The sequence below is a fragment of the Pseudomonas fluorescens group sp. PF-69 genome (genome assembly GCF_054481235.1).
This window is the reverse complement of sequence record NZ_JBTMNC010000001.1, coordinates 6,109,378-6,126,355: the sequence shown is the minus strand read 5'-3', so window position 1 is coordinate 6,126,355 and position 16,978 is coordinate 6,109,378. Positions and strand designations below refer to the sequence as shown.

Sequence of the window (16,978 nt, the reverse complement as noted above, 5' to 3'; positions counted from 1 at the left end):
TGCGATGGCTCAGACCATGGCCAACCGCTGTTTGCGTTGTGGCGCACGAAACGCTTGGTCCAGCGCCTTCAGATCCCCAGGTTCAAGCACTAACTGCGCCGCGCGTGCGTTGAGTCGCACATGCTCGGGCCGTACCGCCTTGGGGATGGCAATCACCCCGTCCTGGCGCAAAAGCCATGCCAGCGCCACCTGGGCAGGCGTGGCATCGTGACGGGCGGCCACTTGCCGGAGCGTGACGTTGCCCAGCATGTTCCCGCCCTGGCCAATCGGGTAGTAGGCCATGACCGGCATCCTGCGCTGCTGACACCAGGGCAGTAAATCAAATTCTATGCCGCGCTCTTCCAGGTTATAGAGCACTTGATTGGTGGCGCAGGCCGGCGCGGCCAGTTCCTGCAAATCATCGACGTCGAAGTTGGACACGCCCCAGCGACCGATCTTGCCCGCCGCGCGCAGTCGCTCGAAGGCCTCGACCGTTTCCTCCAGAGGATACTGGCCGCGCCAATGCAGCAGGTACAGATCGATATGGTCGGTGTTCAGGCGCCGCAGACTGCGTTCGCAGGCCTGGGGAATGCCTTGGCGGCTGGCGTTGTGCGGGTAGACCTTGCTGACCAGAAACACCTCGTCGCGCCGGCCGGCGATGGCTTCGCCCACCACTTTCTCGGCGCCACCCTCGGCGTACATTTCGGCGGTGTCGATCAGGGTCATGCCCAACTCGATCCCCAGGCGCAACGCCGCAACCTCCTCATTGTGCCGGGAGCGGTCCTCGCCCATTTGCCAGGTGCCCTGGCCGATGACCGGTACGTTGACGCCGGCCAATTCGAGAGAACGCATGCAAATCTCCTGTAAACACCCAAGCCATATTGCTATTGGCACTCAGCATAGCTTTCGGGTTCCGCGCTTAGATCAAAAGATCGCAACTTGCCGGTGATCGATTGGTGACGGCATGACTGCACTTTTGCAAAATCAATGGCTCTACTTTTGGGCAGCCTGCGGCGATCCCCTCTGCCGGCCCATGCCCAAGTTCAAGAACCCATGGCTCGAGCGTTACCTTTCAGTATCACCTCAATCCGCCGCCATTGCCTGATGCTGGTTGGCCTGTCGACGTTCTTCGTCAGCGGATGCAGCCATCAGGATGGTAACGACCTCTTGACCCAATTGCGCGAAGGCAAACCCCAGGAATTTCTGCAAACCAGTGTCGACCGCATGGCCACCCTGACCATGCGCGACAACCTCGACAGCCTCTATCTGCTGATGAGCAAGCTGTACCTGCGCAACCCCGACGAGCTGAAAAAATCCGGCTTCCTTGACGCACGCATCGCCGGCAAGCAAGTACGCATGGCCATCGAACAGCAGCAGCCGCTGCCAACGCTTGGCGGTAAAAAGGACCTCGCGGCGCTACGGTTTGCCATGAGTCCGGAATTTCTGGGCGACCGGGTCGGTGCGTTCATCTATGCCATCGGCAGCATGCTGGTCACCGCCCACGGCAATCGCCTGGAGTTCTACATGACGGACGCGATCAACCCGACGTTCGTCAGCAACGCTGCACGCAACATCGAGATTGCGACCTGGATCCTGAGTCAGCGACAAAACAAGAACGGCGAACCCATGCTGTTCTCCAACGAAATCTCGGAAGAGGGCAGCAACCTGAGCTTTGCCGTGGAGTTCGGCAAAATAGTCGCGCGCCTGGATTTGCTGACGCAGATGCTGGACGAGCGCTACCGGCGCATCGGCCTCAACTACGCCCAGAGCCTGCTGTTCCTGAATTTCCTGCCGGTGCAATAGAACGGCGGTGACTCTCCAACAAGGGTGATAGTGCATGTAGGGAATAAAGATAGATCGCATCGATATAACTGGTTATAAGAAAAATCGCTATGCTGCGGGCCAGATTTCCCTTGCAGTCTTTGTGGGCGTATCGATGGATTTAGTGAATATCGGGTTGGTCGTAGCCGGGCTGGTGGTCGGTTTCATCGTCGGCATGACGGGCGTGGGCGGCGGGTCGTTGATGACGCCGATCCTGCTGTGGTTCGGCATCAACCCGGCAACGGCGGTGGGCACCGATCTGCTGTACGCGGCCATCACCAAATCCAGCGGCGTGCTGGTTCACAAAAAGAACGACAACATTGACTGGGCCATCACCGGCTGGTTGACGCTGGGCAGTGTGCCGGCAGTGGCGTTGACCCTGTGGTTCCTCAGCAGTCTGCACAGCGCCCCCGAGGCGATGAACGCCATCATCAAGCAGGCGTTGGGTTTTGTCCTGTTCGCCACGGCGCTGGCGATCCTGTTCAAGAAGCGCCTGCTCGATTTTGCCCACAAGCGTGCCGGCGGCAACTACAACCCCAGCGGTACGCAGTTGAATGTCCTGACGGTCGTTACCGGTCTGGTGCTCGGCACCATGGTCGCGCTGACCTCCATCGGCGCTGGCGCGCTGGGCACCGTGGCGCTGTTCATTCTCTATCCGCTGCTGCCGACCCGCCGCCTGGTCGGCACGGAAATCGCTCACGCCGTTCCCTTGACCCTGGTCGCCGGTCTTGGTCATGCGAGCATGGGCAACATGGACTGGCATGTCCTTGGTTACTTGCTGGTCGGTTCGCTGCCGGGGATTTACCTGGGCAGCCATTTGACCGGTCGTATTTCCGATGAACTTCTGCGTCCTTGCCTGGCGACGATGCTGGTACTGATCGGTTACAAACTGGTGTTCTAAAATGCCGCACCGACAAAAAAGCCCCTGATGGCCAGGGGCTTTTTCTACTGAACAGCTGATTTTCGTAAAGGAAGCTTCCTTCCGGCTTTAAAGACACTTCCTACATCCATCTGTTTTTTGCCTTGTTAGTGTGCCCGCCAGTTTTCGCGAGCACGAACCAGGGACGGTTTGGACATCGCGCTCTTTTCCTCCTTTGCTTAAGGATAAGCGTATGTTCCGGTCGGCCAATGCAGCGCATTTCGTGTTGCAGATTCCTGCTATCCGTCACGACTTCAAGGTGCTGGCCTTCAATGGCACTGAAGCCATCAGCACGCTTTACAGCCTCCACATTGAACTGGTCAGCGAGTATCCGGATTTCGATCTGGAAAGCTTGCTTGGCCAACCCGCGTTTCTGCAATTCGGCCTTGATGGCGAAGGCATACATGGGCATATCGAAGATGTGCTGATGGGCGAGTCGGGTAAACGCCTGACTCGCTATCACCTGACCCTGGTACCGGCGCTGCACTATTTGCAGTTCAGCCACGATCAGCGGATTTTTCAGGGCATGAACGTGCCGCAGATCATCACCAAGGTGCTCAAGGGACATGGCATTCAGGCCGATGCCTTTACCTTCCATGTCAGCACCAGCGCGCCGCGCGAGTATTGCACTCAATACGGGGAGGACAATTTCACATTTCTCCAGCGCCTGTGCGCCGAGGACGGCATTGCCTGGCATCACCAGCACTCGGCGGACGGTCATTTGCTGGTGTTCACCGATGATCAGGTGTTCCTGCCCAAACTCGGGGCCACGCCTTATCAGCAGGACTGCGGCATGGTGGCCGAGCATCCGGTGGTCAGCCGCTTCAGCGTGCGTACCCGTACTCGCACCAGTACCGTCACCCGGCGCGACTATGATCTGAAACGCCCGAGCCTGTTGCTCGAGAGCCGTTTCAGCGCCGAATCCACCCCGGAACTGGAGGATTATCGTTACCCATTGTTGCTGGGGAACGAAAAACGCGGCGACCACCTTGCCCGTCAGGCGCTGGAGCGGCATCGCAGCGACTATGAACTGGGCGAGGGTGAGAGTGATCAGCCACACTTGCGTTGCGGCCATCTGTTCGACCTGGCCGACCACCCCCGGAACAAGTGCAACGACTTGTGGCTGTTGCTCAGTGTTTCCCACGATGGCCGACAACCCAATGTGCTCGAGGAAGCGTTCACCCATGACGTCAAGGGCGCCGACGGTTTCACCCAAGGCTACCGCAACACGTTCCGCGTGATTCCCGCACAGGTGGTTTTTCGTCCACCGCTACCGCCGCGTCGTCCTCCATTGGTCAGCCAGACGGCGCGGGTGACCGGGCCTGAACACGAAGAGATCTACTGCGATGAGTTCGGCCGGGTGAAGTGCGAGTTCCCGTGGGATCGCGCCGAACTCAACAGTGAACGCAGCAGCTGCTGGATCCGCGTTTCATCGAGTTGGGCCGGGGAAAACTTCGGTTCGGTGACCCTGCCGCGCATCGGCATGGAAGTCGTGGTGACTTTTCTGGAGGGCGATCCGGATCAACCGCTGATCACCGGCTGCGTGGCCAACAAGGTCATGTCCGCGCCTTATCCCTTGCCCGAGCACAAGACCAAAAGCGTGCTGCGCAGCCGCAGTTCGCCGCACACCGGTGGGTACAACGAACTGATGATCGAAGACCGCGCCGGTCAGGAAAAAATCTACCTGCGGGCCGAGCGCGATGTCGAACAACTGATCCTCAATGACAGCCACAGCCAGATCCGCCGCAACCGCGTCGAGCAGGTTGACGCCAACAGCACCAGCCTGATCAAGGCGGATGAACGGCACACCACCAACGGCACGCGCAACACCGTCATCGGCACCCACGACCTGCTCAACATCGCTGGCAACAGCAGTACCACGGTTGAAGGCACGTGGGTGATCCAGGCCGGTCCACAGGCGCGAGTCACCGCCAGCCAGGTGGTGATCGATGCCGAGGCGAGCCTGACGCTGTCGGCCGGCGGCCATCACCTCGTGATCCATTCGGGCGGGATCTTCAGCAGCGTGGCCATAGTCGAGGGCGGTGTGCCGATGGCGGGTGTGGCGGCGCAGGCCGCGTTGTCGGTCGCTGCCGAAGATGTGGTTGTTGAATCAATTCCGATGGAAGCCCTGCTCAAACAAGCCATCGTTTTTCGCGAGGCCGATACCGGCATTTGTCCTATATGCGATGCCGCCCGGAGGGCTGAGGCATGAACCCGGATAACTCGGACAAAGGGCTACTCCTGCTCGACGGAGGCCGTTATGCGGACGCGATGAGTTGGCTGCACGAGCACTACGGCGCGGACAATCCCCAGTCGCTGTTCAACGGCACCGCTTACGCGCCGATTAGCGCCACCGGGCCTTTTTTGCTTAACGCTTCACTCGGCAGTGCAGCGCATAACGCATGGTGGAGCGGTGCCGATCTGCAGCATGGCGTGTGGCTCGCTTCGCAAAAAAACGCCCAGCAATTGCTTCCGATGCTGCGACGCCGGATACGGATTTTTGATGAGCAGCGACAGGAATTCTGGTTGCGTCTGGCCGATGGTCCGGCATTGACCTGGGCCTGGCTGGCAGGTGCGCAATGGCCGAAAGGTTTTTGGTGCGGCGTCGAAAGCGTCTGGTTACGACACGGCAACGGGGCTGCCTGCGCTTGGGAAAACCGGCATCCGGAATACGATTTGGCGCCACAGCCCAAAGGGCTGGTCGCGCAAATAACCCTGTCTGAGTCACTGCTGCTGGCGCTCAGTCTGCCATCCCATCCGGAGACAAACCGATGAGCGCCCGCGACAATAACCGCTTTGGCACTTGCCCGCTGCTCGCTGCCGTTCTGCCCCTGCGTTACGCCGTTGGCCCGACAATGGCTGTTACTACGGATGCTTATGGTTTGCCTGCGCTGAATGGGCAGTTCCCCGAGCTTGGGCCGCGCCATCCCGACCTGACTGAACATCCCCTCAACTACACCTCTCGTTTGCTGCGTGACGGCTGGCTCTACGTCTGGGAAAGCAGGCCATCCCGACTGGTGGAGTATCAAGTCGAAAATGCTTTGCTCACGCAAACCCCGCGCGCGGGCAAAGTCATCGACACCCGGGTCAAACCGCATTTGCTGCTTCGGGCCGGTGACCCTGCCGGGCTGGTGTGGTCCCCCGTGCGTTGGAGCGAGCCACAATACGTCGCAGCCAGGACCGATGCCGCCGTGCGTCAGCGCATCATGCGCAGAGTTGTCCCAGGCGTGGCACCGTTCAGCGGTCCGGTCGAAACCGTCGCCCGGAAAATTGGCGAGTACGCCGATGCCACACGCTACGGTTGGAGCGCCCGGCCTGAAACGGAGCACGCACCTGATTGGCTGAAACTGCAGCGACAGATGAACGCGTGCGAACAACAGACCTTCGCGATGATTGATGATGCGTGGGGCGTGCTGCTCGACCTCGCCGCGCTGATCCGTGCCCGCAAGACCGCGTTCGACAGCTATCAGGAGCATCACGCCGACGATTGGGCGCTGGCCGGTGTTCTCAAGTCCCTGAGCGAAAGCGACCATCAGTTGCATGCACAACTGCCGTCCATCACCCGCTTCGACGAACTCCGGCGAACATGGAAGGATCAAGAGGCGCAGAACGAGCGATATACCGCCGACATGCGGCGCCTGGCTCAATTTTGGGTGGCGTGGTTCAACACTCAGCGAGTGAGCGGCCCATCGAGCATGGACACGGCTTGCGGCCATTTCGACATTACCCAGGCGATTGCCCGTGAAGCCTTGGAGCTGCATTTCGCCGGGGCCTGCCTGGGGCCGGCGAGTACCAGTATCGGGGCTGAGGCCATCACCCTAAGCCTGGAAGGCGACAGCGCCGGCAAGCCATGGCTGCTTTGGGCGTTGCTCGGGCTAACGTCACGATTGGGCATTGGCGAAATCAAATACCTTGTGGATTTCAGCGATCTGGCGCGCGACAACAAGGCGGCGGTGCAAGAGGGCGCCGACAGACTGGCCAGGGCCTTTGCTCATGCTGATGGGCTGAACAAAGCCGCCGACAAACTCAGGCAGCACAATCCGGCAGCCAGTATTGAACCACTGTTCCTGGCCGTCGCCCCCGTCGCCGCTCTGCAACTGCACCAGACGGACAATGCCACCGGCAACGCAGGTCCACTGTACATGGCTGCGGCGCTGGCCCGCAGCGATCAGCGCATTCAGACATTGAGCGTTACGTCGCGCCAACTGGGTGAGTGGTACAGCGATCTGATGGGCACTCGCCAGACCCCGCCCGCTCATTTGAACGTCGCCTCGCTGGCCAGCGGCGTGGCTGCGGGTATCCCGTTCATGCATCTGGTGCCGGTCAGTACAAGACTACCGCCGCTGCCGGTGAATCTCGCGGCGGGAACGGATCTGAGCAGTGTGTTTGATTTGAAAGGGGCGTTGAGTAAGGCGCCGATCAAGGTTTTGGTTGCGTTGGTTGCGGGGGGGAATTTTGTTTGGGCTGGGAATGCGTTTACTGATAATAAGGCGACCAAGAGTGGCTTGGTAGCGGTCGGAGCAGGACTTGGCACTGGTGCAGCCGTTGCTGCCGTCGCTCAGCGAGTGGCAGAGGTTAATTGGGCTTTGTCTGTTCGCCAGAGCGGAGGGGCTTCAGTACCCGCGAGGCTACTTCTTGTTAGAGCGCTGGGCGTTGCAGCGGCGGTTGCAGTGGCGCAGGCAGTTGTTCTCAGCCTTGATGCCATTGTCTATGGCATGGAAGCATTTGAGGCGTATCAGGCGGGCGACTTTGATTCCACGGTTACGAATCTGGCAATCGTCGGCGCCGAAGTGTCCAGCGTTGTGCTCTATGTAAAGCTCTTTCGGGCTTACCGTGCCGCTCAGGTGGCTGTATTGCTCGGCGAGGCTTCAGCCATTGCAGCGGGAATGGACGTTGTGCCGCATGCAGGCATAAAAATACTGGGCCTCACCGTAGTGATTGTCGCGGGCGTTATCGCCCGGCTCTACACAACAGACTCACCGTTGGAGCAGTGGGTAAAACGCGGTCGTTTCGGCATCCGCCCGGACGATACCTGGTCGAGCAGCTACACCCTGTCCATGGACAGGCTCTACCCCATCCTTTTCCCCATCAGCTTTGAAGCTTGGCGATTGTCGGAAATGCACCCGTATCAGGGCCAAGTCACTTCCACGTATCTGATGCTGAAACTGCCCGGGGAAGATGTATCGCTCACCGAGGGGATGATTCACTTCAAGGGCATCGAAGTCTGGGGCGATACCATTGGCTACCATCCCGACAAGATCAAAAAGGTCGAATGGACAGGCAAAGACTTTGCACGACATGGCGGAAGCCGCATTCCCGTTTCAAAAGGCATTACCCCTTATCGCCGTGTGTACCACGAAGATGGAGTACGAGACTTGAGGCGTATCGAGGGTGAGTTGATCTATTCCCCACAAGAAGGTCTGACGCTGCCAGCAGTTACCATCGTGGAAAGAGCATGGATATGAACAAACTGGAACAACCAGGAAGCACTAATCCGTCCACGGTATTTCTGGAAGCCGGAAAGCCCACGGGCGAACAGCCAATGGAGCTGTTTATTACCGATGAGCACACCGAATATTATTTGACGCTGCAATCAGGAGGTGATTCGGGGCGGGGATTGTGGTCAGGAATTTTGGGGGGGATGGGAGCGATTCCTTCGATAGGGCTCGGACTTTTCAGTTTCTTACAGAGTGGTGAACCGGACGGGTTGTTTATCATGCTTTGGATATGTATCCCTCCCTGCATGGCCACATTTTTATGGGAAACCATGCGTCCGTTACCGCTGCCCATCCTGTTCAATCGCCGCACCCGCGAAGTGTATTTCGATCACGACGGCGAACTGTTCCACACCCCATGGGATGGCATCTCGGCTGCAGCCAACGAATTTCAACTCGTCGGCACCCATATCGGTGGCATGCAAAGCGCTTCGCTGGAAATTCGGGTGTGGAAATTCGAAGAACCGCAAACAGCGCTCATGGTCAGTCTCGGCGCACCCTTTGGTAAAAGCCTGGAAATGCAAAAAGGCTTTTGGGAGTACATCCGCTCGTATATGAACAACGGCCCATATTTCGACGAGCAGGGAAATCACAGTGAGTCGGATGCTTTTGTAAAAAACCAGTTGGACGTGAAGCCCAATATGAGCGGCTGGTTCAAGGACACCCTCGATGACATCAAAAAGGCCAGGGACGAAAATGCTGGAAAAAACTACTTGGGTGGCACTGATGTAGTGATGGCTGTGTGTACATTTCTTCTTTACCCCTGTTTTCGAATCCAGGAACTCACCTACAGCGTTGCCAAACGCCGTTCCCGCAACCGGTGGCCCAAAGTCGTCTCTGAGCGCCTGAAAGCCGACGGCCCTGTCACGCGCCTGGTCGACCTGGAACAAGCGCAGGGATTTGGCGTATCGAGCGCCAGTTGATTCATTCCCAAGAGGAAGGGCTGATGCTGTCTCGTTGTCATTGATTCATCAGCGCCCAAGTGTCGTGTTCGGTTCTTTCCATGACCACCCGTTAAATCGAGAAGACCGCAGCCCGACGCGTCTCGATACGTTCTGGCTTCAGGGCTGCTGGTCGGGGGAGCCTGAAGAGGCATGAGTTTAGTCCGGCCTGTTGCGCTTCGACCGCCCTGACCTAAGCTTTGGACAAGGCGAACAACATTTGCGGAGCGTCACCCGGAACGATCGCCGCGATGCGCAATCATTAGAGCGTGGATATCAAAAGGAGATGCGCATGCTCATCAGGTCACTGACCCTGGCTACCCTGCTGGCAGTTGCCGGTCCCTTGTTCGCCGCTGATGGCGACTCACCGCTGGACATGGACAAGGGCAGGTCCCGGCCACTGATCGTCATCGCTCCCAGCACGGTCGACCCGACGTGGGTCAGCCTGAAAAAGTCGCTGGAAGAGCCGGATAACAAAAAGGGGTTCACCGAGCGAAACCTGGTGTTGTACACGGTGCTCAATCTGATGGGTCAACGTGATGGCAAAGACCTGGGGCCACAAGACACGGCAGCGTTGATTCGTTCACTCAAACTGGGTGCCGGGGCCAAGACCAAGGTGATTCTGGTGGGCAAGGACGGCGAGAAGAAGCTTGAACAGTCCGGGCCCGTCGAGTTGAAAGAAGTCTTTGCTGCGGTCGACCAACTCCCGGCGGCCGAGAAGGAAACGCCACCACCAACGGTAGCGCCCGCTGCCGAACCCGAGCCAAGCGCCAAGGGCGCCAAAGGCGAAAAAAACGGCAAAGCGGCCAAGCCCGCGAAGCCCGCCAAGCCGCCGGAAATGCCGGATGATTGACTTACCCCAACTCGGTGGCGAGTGAGCAGCCCCCCTCGCCACAGGTAAGCTACGTGGGGATTACTGGCTCAGCGCACTCAAAATCTGGTGAGCGATCTTGACCCGCTCTGCAATCGGGTAGTTCTTGTTGGCCAGGATCACGATGCCAATATCTTTCGACGGCACAAACATGGCGTAGGCACCGAAGCCACCGGTCGACCCGGTTTTGTTCAGCAGCAGGTTTTTCGGTTGCGGTTGAGGCGGGTTGAGCCACTGGACCTTGTGCGCCTCCATGGCCATCTGCGGCGAGTTGCCCGCCAGCAACTGATCCAGGGTGACCGGGTACTGATAGAGCTCCCATCCCAGGCCCTGGGTCATCTCGCCGACGCGGTAATAACCGGTATGGGTCAGGGCGATTGCCTGTTGTAACGGTTTTTCCAGGGAGGCGGGTTGCAGGTTCGCTTGCACATAGCCGATCAGGTCCGAGGTGCTGGTTTTCACCCCGTAAGCCTCGGAGTCCAGCGCCCCCGGCCCGACGCGCACCGGCTTGTCGTCCTTGTTGTAGCCCTGTGCATAAAAGCCCATCTGCGCCTGCGGCACTTTGAGGTAGGTGTGCTTGAGGCCGAGTTTGGGCAGCAGCGTGTGTTCCATCAATTCATCGAATGGCTGGCCCATGCTTTGGGCCGCAAGGTAGCCGAATAAACCGAGGCTCGGATTCGAGTACTGCCGGTGGGTGCCAGCGGCGTAGGTCGGCTGCCACTGCTTGAAATAGCCGAGCATCTTGTCCGCCGAGTCGGCGGCGTCGGGGAATTGCAGGGGCAGACCGCCTGCGGTGTAGGTGCCCAGTTGCAGCACGCTGATGTGATCGAACGCACTGCCGCGCAATGCGGGCCACACCTGGCTGGCCTTGTCGGACAACGACATCTTGCCGCTGGCCTGGGCGTAGGCAGCGAGGGTGGCGGTGAAGGTTTTGCTCAGGGAGCCGATTTCGAACAGGGTGTTTTCAGTGACCGGTTGCGCGTTTTCTTTCGACGCTACCCCGTAGTTGAAGTAGTGCGGCTTGCCGTTGACGGTCACCGCCACGGCCATTCCGGGAATGCCCTGGGCTTGCATGACCGGGCGCACGGCGGCATTCACCAGCGTCTCCATTTGATCCTGTGCGATGCACTGGCCAGCCGCGAGCGCCGCCACGCAAACCGCGAAGATTTTCAGTCTGTCCATGGGAATGTCGTCCTTCATCGATTCAGTTGCGCATCATGTTAGGGGGTTAATCGCTCCACTCCGAATGGTTTTTGAGCCCTGCCGGCCATCGGCGACAGGGCGGGTTGTTGGGGGGGCGTGTATCCGTCAGATCAGCGCACCAGGCACGGCCGCTTGTTGTCGAATGTCCACCCCGGAATCAAAAACTGCATCGCCACACTGTCATCCCGCGCGCCCAGCCCCATGCCTTTGTACAGTTCATGGGCCTTGGCCACCTGATCCATATCCAGCTCGATGCCCAGCCCCGGTTTCTGCGGCACCTGCACGCAGCCCTCGACGATTTGCAGTGGGGCTTTGGTCAGGCGCTGGCCGTCCTGCCAGATCCAGTGGGTGTCGATCGCCGTGATTTCACCCGGTGCGGCTGCCGCGACATGGGTGAACATCGCCAGGGAGATATCGAAGTGGTTGTTGGAATGCGAGCCCCAGGTCAGGCCCCATTCATGGCACATCTGGGCCACGCGAACCGAGCCTTGCATGGTCCAGAAGTGCGGGTCCGCCAATGGGATGTCCACCGACTGCAACTGGATCGCGTGACCCATTTCCCGCCAGTCGGTGGCAATCATGTTGGTCGCGGTTTTCAAACCCGTGGCACGCCGGAACTCGGCCATGACTTCACGTCCCGAGTAACCGTTTTCCGCGCCGCAGGGATCTTCGGCGTAAGCCAGTACCTGATGCTGGTCGCGGCACAAGCGAATGGCCTCCTTGAGGGACCAGGCACCATTGGGATCGAGAGTGATGCGTGCGTCGGGGAAGCGTTCGGCCAGGGCCGTCACTGCTTCGATTTCGGCATCGCCGCTGAGTACGCCGCCCTTGAGCTTGAAGTCCTTGAAGCCATACCGGGCGTGGGCCGCCTCGGCCAGGCGCACCACGGCGTCGGCGGTCATGGCTTTTTCGTGACGCACCCGGAACCAGTCATTGTCGGCATCCGGCTCGCTACGGTAGGCAAGATCGGTTTGCTGGCGGTCGCCGACATAAAACAGATAGCCGAGCATTTTCACTTCATCACGCTGCTGGCCTTCGCCGAGCAGGGCGGCGACGGGAACGCCCAGATACTGCCCGAGCAGATCGAGCAGCGCCGCCTCCAGCCCCGTGACGGCATGGATGGTGATGCGCAGGTCGAAGGTCTGCAGGCCACGGCCGCCGGCGTCGCGGTCGGCGAAGGTCTGGCGCACTTGATTGAGCATCTTCTGGTAGGTGCCGATCGGGCTGCCGACCACCAGGCTGCGGGCGTCTTCGAGGGTCTGGCGAATACGCTCGCCACCCGGTACTTCGCCGACGCCGGTGTGGCCGGCGTTGTCCTTGAGGATCACGATGTTGCGGGTAAAAAACGGCCCGTGGGCCCCGCTCAGGTTGAGCAGCATGCCATCGTGACCAGCCACCGGAACAACTTGCATGCTGGTGATGATCGGGGCTTTGGCGGTTTCTTGTTGGGTCATGTTCTTATCCTTTTAAACCGTGTTCTTGAAAAGTATTCAGGCGTGGTGGGGCGCCGGTTTGGCCGTTGTGGTGATGGACGCGGCCTTGGGTGTGTTGCGTGCGGCGAAGACGATGATCGCGGCGATGATCGAGGTTGCGGCCAGGCCATACAGGCCGCCCTGAATGGAGCCGGTGCGTTCTTCCAGCAGGCCGAAGGTGGTGGGCGCAACGAACCCGCCAAGGTTGCCCACCGAGTTGATCAACGCGATGACGCCAGCGGCGATGCGCGCATCCAGATAGGCCTGGGGAATTGGCCAGAACAGCGATGACGCCGATTTGAAACCCAGTGCGGCGAAGCAGATCGCGACAAAGGCGAAGACCGGCCCACCGGTGGTGGACATGAACATCCCGGCGGCGGCGATCAACAGCGCGGCGGCGACCCATGCTTGCTGGTGTTTCCATTTGGCCGACAGCGAGGCAAAGGCGTACATGCCGACAATCGACAGCAACCACGGAATCGAGTTGAACATCCCGACCTGGACGTCGCTCAAGTCGCCCATTTTTTTGATGATGCTCGGCAGCCAGAAAGTGGCGGCGTAGATGGTCAGTTGAATGAAGAAGTAGATCAGGCAGAACAGGATGATCTGGCGATCCTTGAGCAGTTTGCCCAGGGACGGTTTGATCGGCGTCGCGGCTTCGCGGGCCAGTTGCTCATCATCGATGGCCTGGACCAGTGCGTCTTGCTCGTCCCGGGTCAGCCATTTCGCGTCGTGGGGCCTGGAATCGAGCCAGAACCAGACAAACACACACAGCCCGACCGAAAACATCCCTTCAATGAAGTACATCCACTGCCAGCCGTGCATTCCGAAGCCGGTGATTTGCAGGAGCAAACCGGACAGCGGGCCGGAAATCAGCGACGCAACGGCCGAGCCACTGAGGAAAATGGCGATGGCCTTGCCGCGCTCCACACCGGGCAACCAGCGAGTGAAGTAGTAGATCACGCCAGGGAAAAACCCGGCTTCGGCCACACCCAACAGAAAACGCAGGACGTAGAAGTGGGTTTCGTTCTGGATGAACGCCATGCCTGCGGCGACCAGGCCCCAGGTCAGCATGATGCGGGTCAGCCAGAGGCGAGCGCCGACTTTCTGCAGAAGGATGTTGGAGGGCACTTCGAACAATGCGTAGCCGATGAAGAACAGACCGGCGCCGAGGCCGTAGGCGGCAGCGCCAATACCCAGGTCGTGTTCCATGTGGGCGCGGACGAAGCCGATGTTCACGCGGTCAATGTAATTGACGATGAACATGATCACGAACAGCGGCAAGACGTGACGTTTGACTTTCGAGATGGCGGACTTCAGCACCGAATCGGCGCCATCGTCCATGGCTGATATGGATGTTTTCACTGCGTTTTCTCCCACTCGTTATTTTTATGCGGGGTGCGGCTGGGTGTTGCGATGTTGATAGACATCATACAACTGCTTTTTTTTGTCCTGCAATAGCGTTCGCCGAATAAAATGGCGCGATGTCGGCAATTTTTATTCCTTTCGCTGTGACTTTTTTTCGTTTGATTGAGCTTCTATTGGCGTTTTGTTGAGTGTTGTCATACAAGTTGAACGGTGTTTTCTTGAGTTTGCAGGCGATCGCAGTGCTACGATTGCGCTAGTTCTGCTTTTGGATGAGCGCCATGCAAGAAGATCTCGACGCACCTGCCCGCAAGCGCAGCCACAACCTGGCCCATGACCTGGTGGCCAAGCTGACCCAGAGCATCCTGCTCGGCCAGATGCTGCCCGGCGCAAAGCTGCCGTCGGAGAACACGATTGTTCAGGAGCACGGTGTCAGTCGCACCGTGGTGCGCGAGGCGATTTCGAAGTTGCAGGCCTCCGGGCTGGTGGAAACCCGGCACGGCATCGGCACCTTTGTGCTGGAGCGTGCGCCGGAACAGGGCTTGCGACTGAATGTCGACACTGCGCTAGGGGTGCGCAGCATTCTGGAATTGCGCATGGGCCTGGAAACCCAGGCCGCCGCACTGGCCGCCACTCGCCGCAGCGATCAACAGTTGGCGCAGATGCGCGAGGCGCTCGACGACTATCAGCGTCTGCTGGCCAACAATGACAGCTGTGTCGAAGCGGATCGGCGCTTCCACCTGCTGATCGCCGAAGCCACGGGCAATGTGTGCTTCACCGAGATCATGCAGCACCTGGGTAGCGCCATGATTCCGCGAACCCGGGTGAATGCCGCCGAGCGCGGCGCGGTGGACCTGAGCAAGCTCGGAGAACTGGCCAACCTCGAGCATGAGGCGATTCTCAACGCCATCAAGCGCCAGGACCCGGACGCAGCGCGGGCAGCGATGTGGCTGCATTTGACCAACAGTCGCGACCGGTTTTCGCCTGCCAGCAGTTGATCCTGGTGCCGCCGCAACCCCTGTGGGATCTTCAGTGTTCAGGCGTTGGCCACTTGAACGACCACTCGCCGCTCCAGGTTCAACGCCAACACACTGATCAACACCACAACCGCTCCAACCCCAACCATCAGCGTCGGCCTTTCGCCCAGCGCAAACGACGCAATGGCCATCGCCATCGGCGGTACCAGATACAGCGTCATCGTTGCCCGACTCAAATCCACATGTGCCAATACATAGGCCCAGGCCAGATACGCCAGGGCACTGGGGAATATCCCCAGGGCAAACACTGCCAGCTGCGCGCGCAGCGGTGCCACGGCGACCTGCTCCACAAGGCCTGGCAGAAAAACCACTAACAGTAACGTCCCGGACCAGACCGTGTAACAGACCAGGGTCAAGCCGTCATAACGCCCGGTGTGGTGCTTTTGCAGGGCGAAATACAGACTCCAGGACAGCGCCGCCAGCAAGATCAGCAAGCCGTGGGCGTCGATGCTGCCCAGGCCATGATCGCCCGCCACCACGATCACCACGCCGAGCAGGCCCAATAAAATGCAGCCCCAGCGCCAGAGGCTGACCCGGTCCTTGAACGCGAAGCGCGCGAGCAAGGTGCTGAACAACGGCGTGGTTTGTGCCAGCACACTGGAAGCGCCAGCGCTGACGCCTTGCTGGCCGAAGTTGATCGCCACGTGATGCAGACTGACGGCAAAGAAACCCAGCCCGAACAGCAATGGAACATCGCGCAGTCCTGGCAGGCGAATGCCCCTGCATAACGCAACCACGGCCATGAACACCGATGCCAGCAGGAAACGCAAAAGCGCCAGATGCACGGGGTCGTAGGCGAGCAGGCCGATATGGATGCCGGTCGGGGAATACCCCCAGCAGGTCACGACAAACGCCATGGCCAGGATGATCTTCAAGGGCGAAACGGGGGCGTGTGTGAGCGGCTTCATGGTCGTGCACCGGTAGGCAGGTGCTCTGAGTATCTGAACCTGAACCATTCGCCACAACTGACTTATACTGCGCTAACCGTTCACTTTGGGTGATGTATGGAGTTGGCGCAGATTCGCATGTTCAAGACCGTTGCCGAACTGGGCAGCATCGCCCGTGCGGCAGAAGTGCTGCATTGCGTGCCGTCGAACATCACGGCGCGGATCAAGTCGCTGGAGGCGGAGTTGGGTGTCGCGTTGTTTTTGCGCGAGGGGCGCGGGCTGCGCATCAGTCCGTCGGGTCAGACCTTTCTGGCCTACGCCTCGAAAATCCTGGCGTTGACCGCGGAGGCGAAGCGGGCGGTGGACCCCGCGGCCGAGCCTTCCGGGCCGTTGCGCATCGGCGCCATCGAGTCCTCGGCCACCGGTCGCTTGCCGCGACTGCTGGCCAAATTCCACAAGCGCTTCCCGCAAGTGGCGCTGGAACTGACTACGGGCACTTGGGGGCAATTGCTGGATGACACCCTCAATCATCGGCTGGATGGCGCCATAGTTGCGGTGGATGTCGAGCGCTCGCACCTCAAGCGCACGCCGATGTACCGCGAAGACCTGTTGCTGATTGCCTCGACATCGCTGGGGCCGGTGCGTGACATGGCGGATCTGCATGACAAGACCGTCTTCATGTGGCCCCAGGGTTGTCCGTATCGGGCGGCGCTGGAACATTGGTTGTTGCGCCAGGGGCAGGCGTTGCCGATTGTCAGCCTGGCCAGTTACGGCGCGATTGTCGGGTGCGTCAGCGCCGGGGCCGGCGTGGCGCTGGTGCCCAAAGGCGTGTTCGATCAATACGCCAAGGGCGCAGGGTGCGTGGGTTACGAGTTTCCCGAGCTGACGGCGATCGAGAACTTGTTCTACTGGCATGAAAACGCCGGGGTACACCCGGCGCGAGAGGCGTTCGTGGCAATGTTGCGCGAGGAATTTGCTTAAGCGAACT

At 59.7% G+C, this 16,978-nt stretch carries 14 protein-coding genes; 9 read left to right on the top strand and 5 right to left on the bottom strand.

The features are described from left to right. Positions 1-9: 9 nt before the first annotated feature. Positions 10-831, bottom strand: coding sequence for an aldo/keto reductase (locus ACX3YF_RS28575; RefSeq protein ID WP_458974694.1), 822 nt, complete (start codon positions 829-831; stop codon positions 10-12). A 201-nt stretch (positions 832-1,032) separates the two neighbouring features. Between ACX3YF_RS28575 and ACX3YF_RS28570 the strand changes: the two genes are divergently transcribed. From ACX3YF_RS28570 to ACX3YF_RS28540, 7 genes are all read left to right on the top strand, one after another. Continuing rightward, a complete protein-coding gene (locus ACX3YF_RS28570) occupies positions 1,033-1,782 on the top strand; it encodes a hypothetical protein (RefSeq protein ID WP_130211000.1) in 750 nt (249 codons plus the stop codon). A gap of 133 nt (positions 1,783-1,915) precedes the next feature. After that, entirely contained in the window at positions 1,916-2,701 is a 786-nt protein-coding gene (locus tag ACX3YF_RS28565) for a sulfite exporter TauE/SafE family protein (protein WP_130210999.1), read from the top strand. Between the two features lie 211 nt (positions 2,702-2,912). Continuing rightward, entirely contained in the window at positions 2,913-4,931 is a 2,019-nt protein-coding gene (gene tssI / locus ACX3YF_RS28560) for a type VI secretion system tip protein TssI/VgrG (protein WP_458974693.1), read from the top strand. Continuing rightward, a complete protein-coding gene (locus ACX3YF_RS28555; RefSeq protein WP_458974692.1) occupies positions 4,928-5,494 on the top strand; it encodes a DUF4123 domain-containing protein in 567 nt (188 codons plus the stop codon). The genes tssI and ACX3YF_RS28555 overlap by 4 nt, the downstream gene beginning before the upstream one ends. Then, complete coding sequence (locus ACX3YF_RS28550; protein WP_458974691.1) at positions 5,491-8,184, top strand: toxin VasX; 2,694 nt, start codon at positions 5,491-5,493, stop codon at positions 8,182-8,184. Before ACX3YF_RS28555 ends, ACX3YF_RS28550 begins: the two co-directional genes overlap by 4 nt. Continuing rightward, positions 8,181-9,137 (top strand): hypothetical protein, encoded by a 957-nt coding sequence (locus ACX3YF_RS28545; protein WP_458974690.1) that lies wholly within the window; start codon positions 8,181-8,183, stop codon positions 9,135-9,137. The genes ACX3YF_RS28550 and ACX3YF_RS28545 overlap by 4 nt, the downstream gene beginning before the upstream one ends. 310 nt (positions 9,138-9,447) lie before the next feature. Beyond that, positions 9,448-10,008 (top strand): DUF4174 domain-containing protein, encoded by a 561-nt coding sequence (locus tag ACX3YF_RS28540; RefSeq protein WP_130210997.1) that lies wholly within the window; start codon positions 9,448-9,450, stop codon positions 10,006-10,008. 60 nt (positions 10,009-10,068) lie between these two features. On the opposite strand, the gene ampC is transcribed toward ACX3YF_RS28540, so the two are convergent. The 3 genes from ampC to ACX3YF_RS28525 all read right to left on the bottom strand — a co-directional run bounded on the left by ampC (position 10,069) and on the right by ACX3YF_RS28525 (position 14,066). Beyond that, positions 10,069-11,208: a class C beta-lactamase gene (gene ampC, locus ACX3YF_RS28535; RefSeq protein ID WP_448646187.1), complete on the bottom strand. Its 1,140-nt coding sequence runs from the start codon at positions 11,206-11,208 to the stop codon at positions 10,069-10,071. A 131-nt stretch (positions 11,209-11,339) separates the two neighbouring features. Then, positions 11,340-12,683: a glucarate dehydratase gene (gene gudD / locus ACX3YF_RS28530; protein ID WP_458974689.1), complete on the bottom strand. Its 1,344-nt coding sequence runs from the start codon at positions 12,681-12,683 to the stop codon at positions 11,340-11,342. Positions 12,684-12,719: 36 nt separating this feature from the next. Beyond that, positions 12,720-14,066 (bottom strand): MFS transporter, encoded by a 1,347-nt coding sequence (locus ACX3YF_RS28525; RefSeq protein WP_458945629.1) that lies wholly within the window; start codon positions 14,064-14,066, stop codon positions 12,720-12,722. 281 nt (positions 14,067-14,347) lie between these two features. On the opposite strand from ACX3YF_RS28525, the gene ACX3YF_RS28520 reads away from it, so the two are divergent. Continuing rightward, a complete protein-coding gene (locus ACX3YF_RS28520; RefSeq protein WP_448646188.1) occupies positions 14,348-15,064 on the top strand; it encodes a FadR/GntR family transcriptional regulator in 717 nt (238 codons plus the stop codon). A gap of 38 nt (positions 15,065-15,102) precedes the next feature. On the opposite strand, the gene ACX3YF_RS28515 is transcribed toward ACX3YF_RS28520, so the two are convergent. Next, positions 15,103-16,011, bottom strand: coding sequence for a DMT family transporter (locus ACX3YF_RS28515; RefSeq protein ID WP_458974688.1), 909 nt, complete (start codon positions 16,009-16,011; stop codon positions 15,103-15,105). A 96-nt stretch (positions 16,012-16,107) separates the two neighbouring features. Here ACX3YF_RS28515 and ACX3YF_RS28510 point away from each other — a divergent pair, with 96 nt between their 5' ends. After that, positions 16,108-16,971, top strand: coding sequence for a LysR family transcriptional regulator (locus tag ACX3YF_RS28510; RefSeq protein ID WP_103406009.1), 864 nt, complete (start codon positions 16,108-16,110; stop codon positions 16,969-16,971). Positions 16,972-16,978: the final 7 nt, after the last annotated feature.

Excerpts from the sequence above, each read along its gene's own strand:
- ACX3YF_RS28555 (WP_458974692.1), top strand. The coding sequence starts at position 4,928 with ATGAACCCGGATAACTCGGACAAAGGGCTACTCCTGCTCGACGGAGGC.
- ACX3YF_RS28565 (WP_130210999.1), top strand. The coding sequence starts at position 1,916 with ATGGATTTAGTGAATATCGGGTTGGTCGTAGCCGGGCTGGTGGTCGGT.
- ACX3YF_RS28570 (WP_130211000.1), top strand. The coding sequence starts at position 1,033 with ATGGCTCGAGCGTTACCTTTCAGTATCACCTCAATCCGCCGCCATTGC.
- tssI (WP_458974693.1), top strand. The coding sequence starts at position 2,913 with ATGTTCCGGTCGGCCAATGCAGCGCATTTCGTGTTGCAGATTCCTGCT.
- ACX3YF_RS28540 (WP_130210997.1), top strand. The coding sequence starts at position 9,448 with ATGCTCATCAGGTCACTGACCCTGGCTACCCTGCTGGCAGTTGCCGGT.
- ACX3YF_RS28550 (WP_458974691.1), top strand. The coding sequence starts at position 5,491 with ATGAGCGCCCGCGACAATAACCGCTTTGGCACTTGCCCGCTGCTCGCT.
- ACX3YF_RS28510 (WP_103406009.1), top strand. The coding sequence starts at position 16,108 with ATGGAGTTGGCGCAGATTCGCATGTTCAAGACCGTTGCCGAACTGGGC.
- ACX3YF_RS28575 (WP_458974694.1), bottom strand. The coding sequence starts at position 831 with ATGCGTTCTCTCGAATTGGCCGGCGTCAACGTACCGGTCATCGGCCAG.
- ACX3YF_RS28545 (WP_458974690.1), top strand. The coding sequence starts at position 8,181 with ATGAACAAACTGGAACAACCAGGAAGCACTAATCCGTCCACGGTATTT.
- gudD (WP_458974689.1), bottom strand. The coding sequence starts at position 12,683 with ATGACCCAACAAGAAACCGCCAAAGCCCCGATCATCACCAGCATGCAA.
- ACX3YF_RS28520 (WP_448646188.1), top strand. The coding sequence starts at position 14,348 with ATGCAAGAAGATCTCGACGCACCTGCCCGCAAGCGCAGCCACAACCTG.
- ampC (WP_448646187.1), bottom strand. The coding sequence starts at position 11,208 with ATGGACAGACTGAAAATCTTCGCGGTTTGCGTGGCGGCGCTCGCGGCT.
- ACX3YF_RS28515 (WP_458974688.1), bottom strand. The coding sequence starts at position 16,011 with ATGAAGCCGCTCACACACGCCCCCGTTTCGCCCTTGAAGATCATCCTG.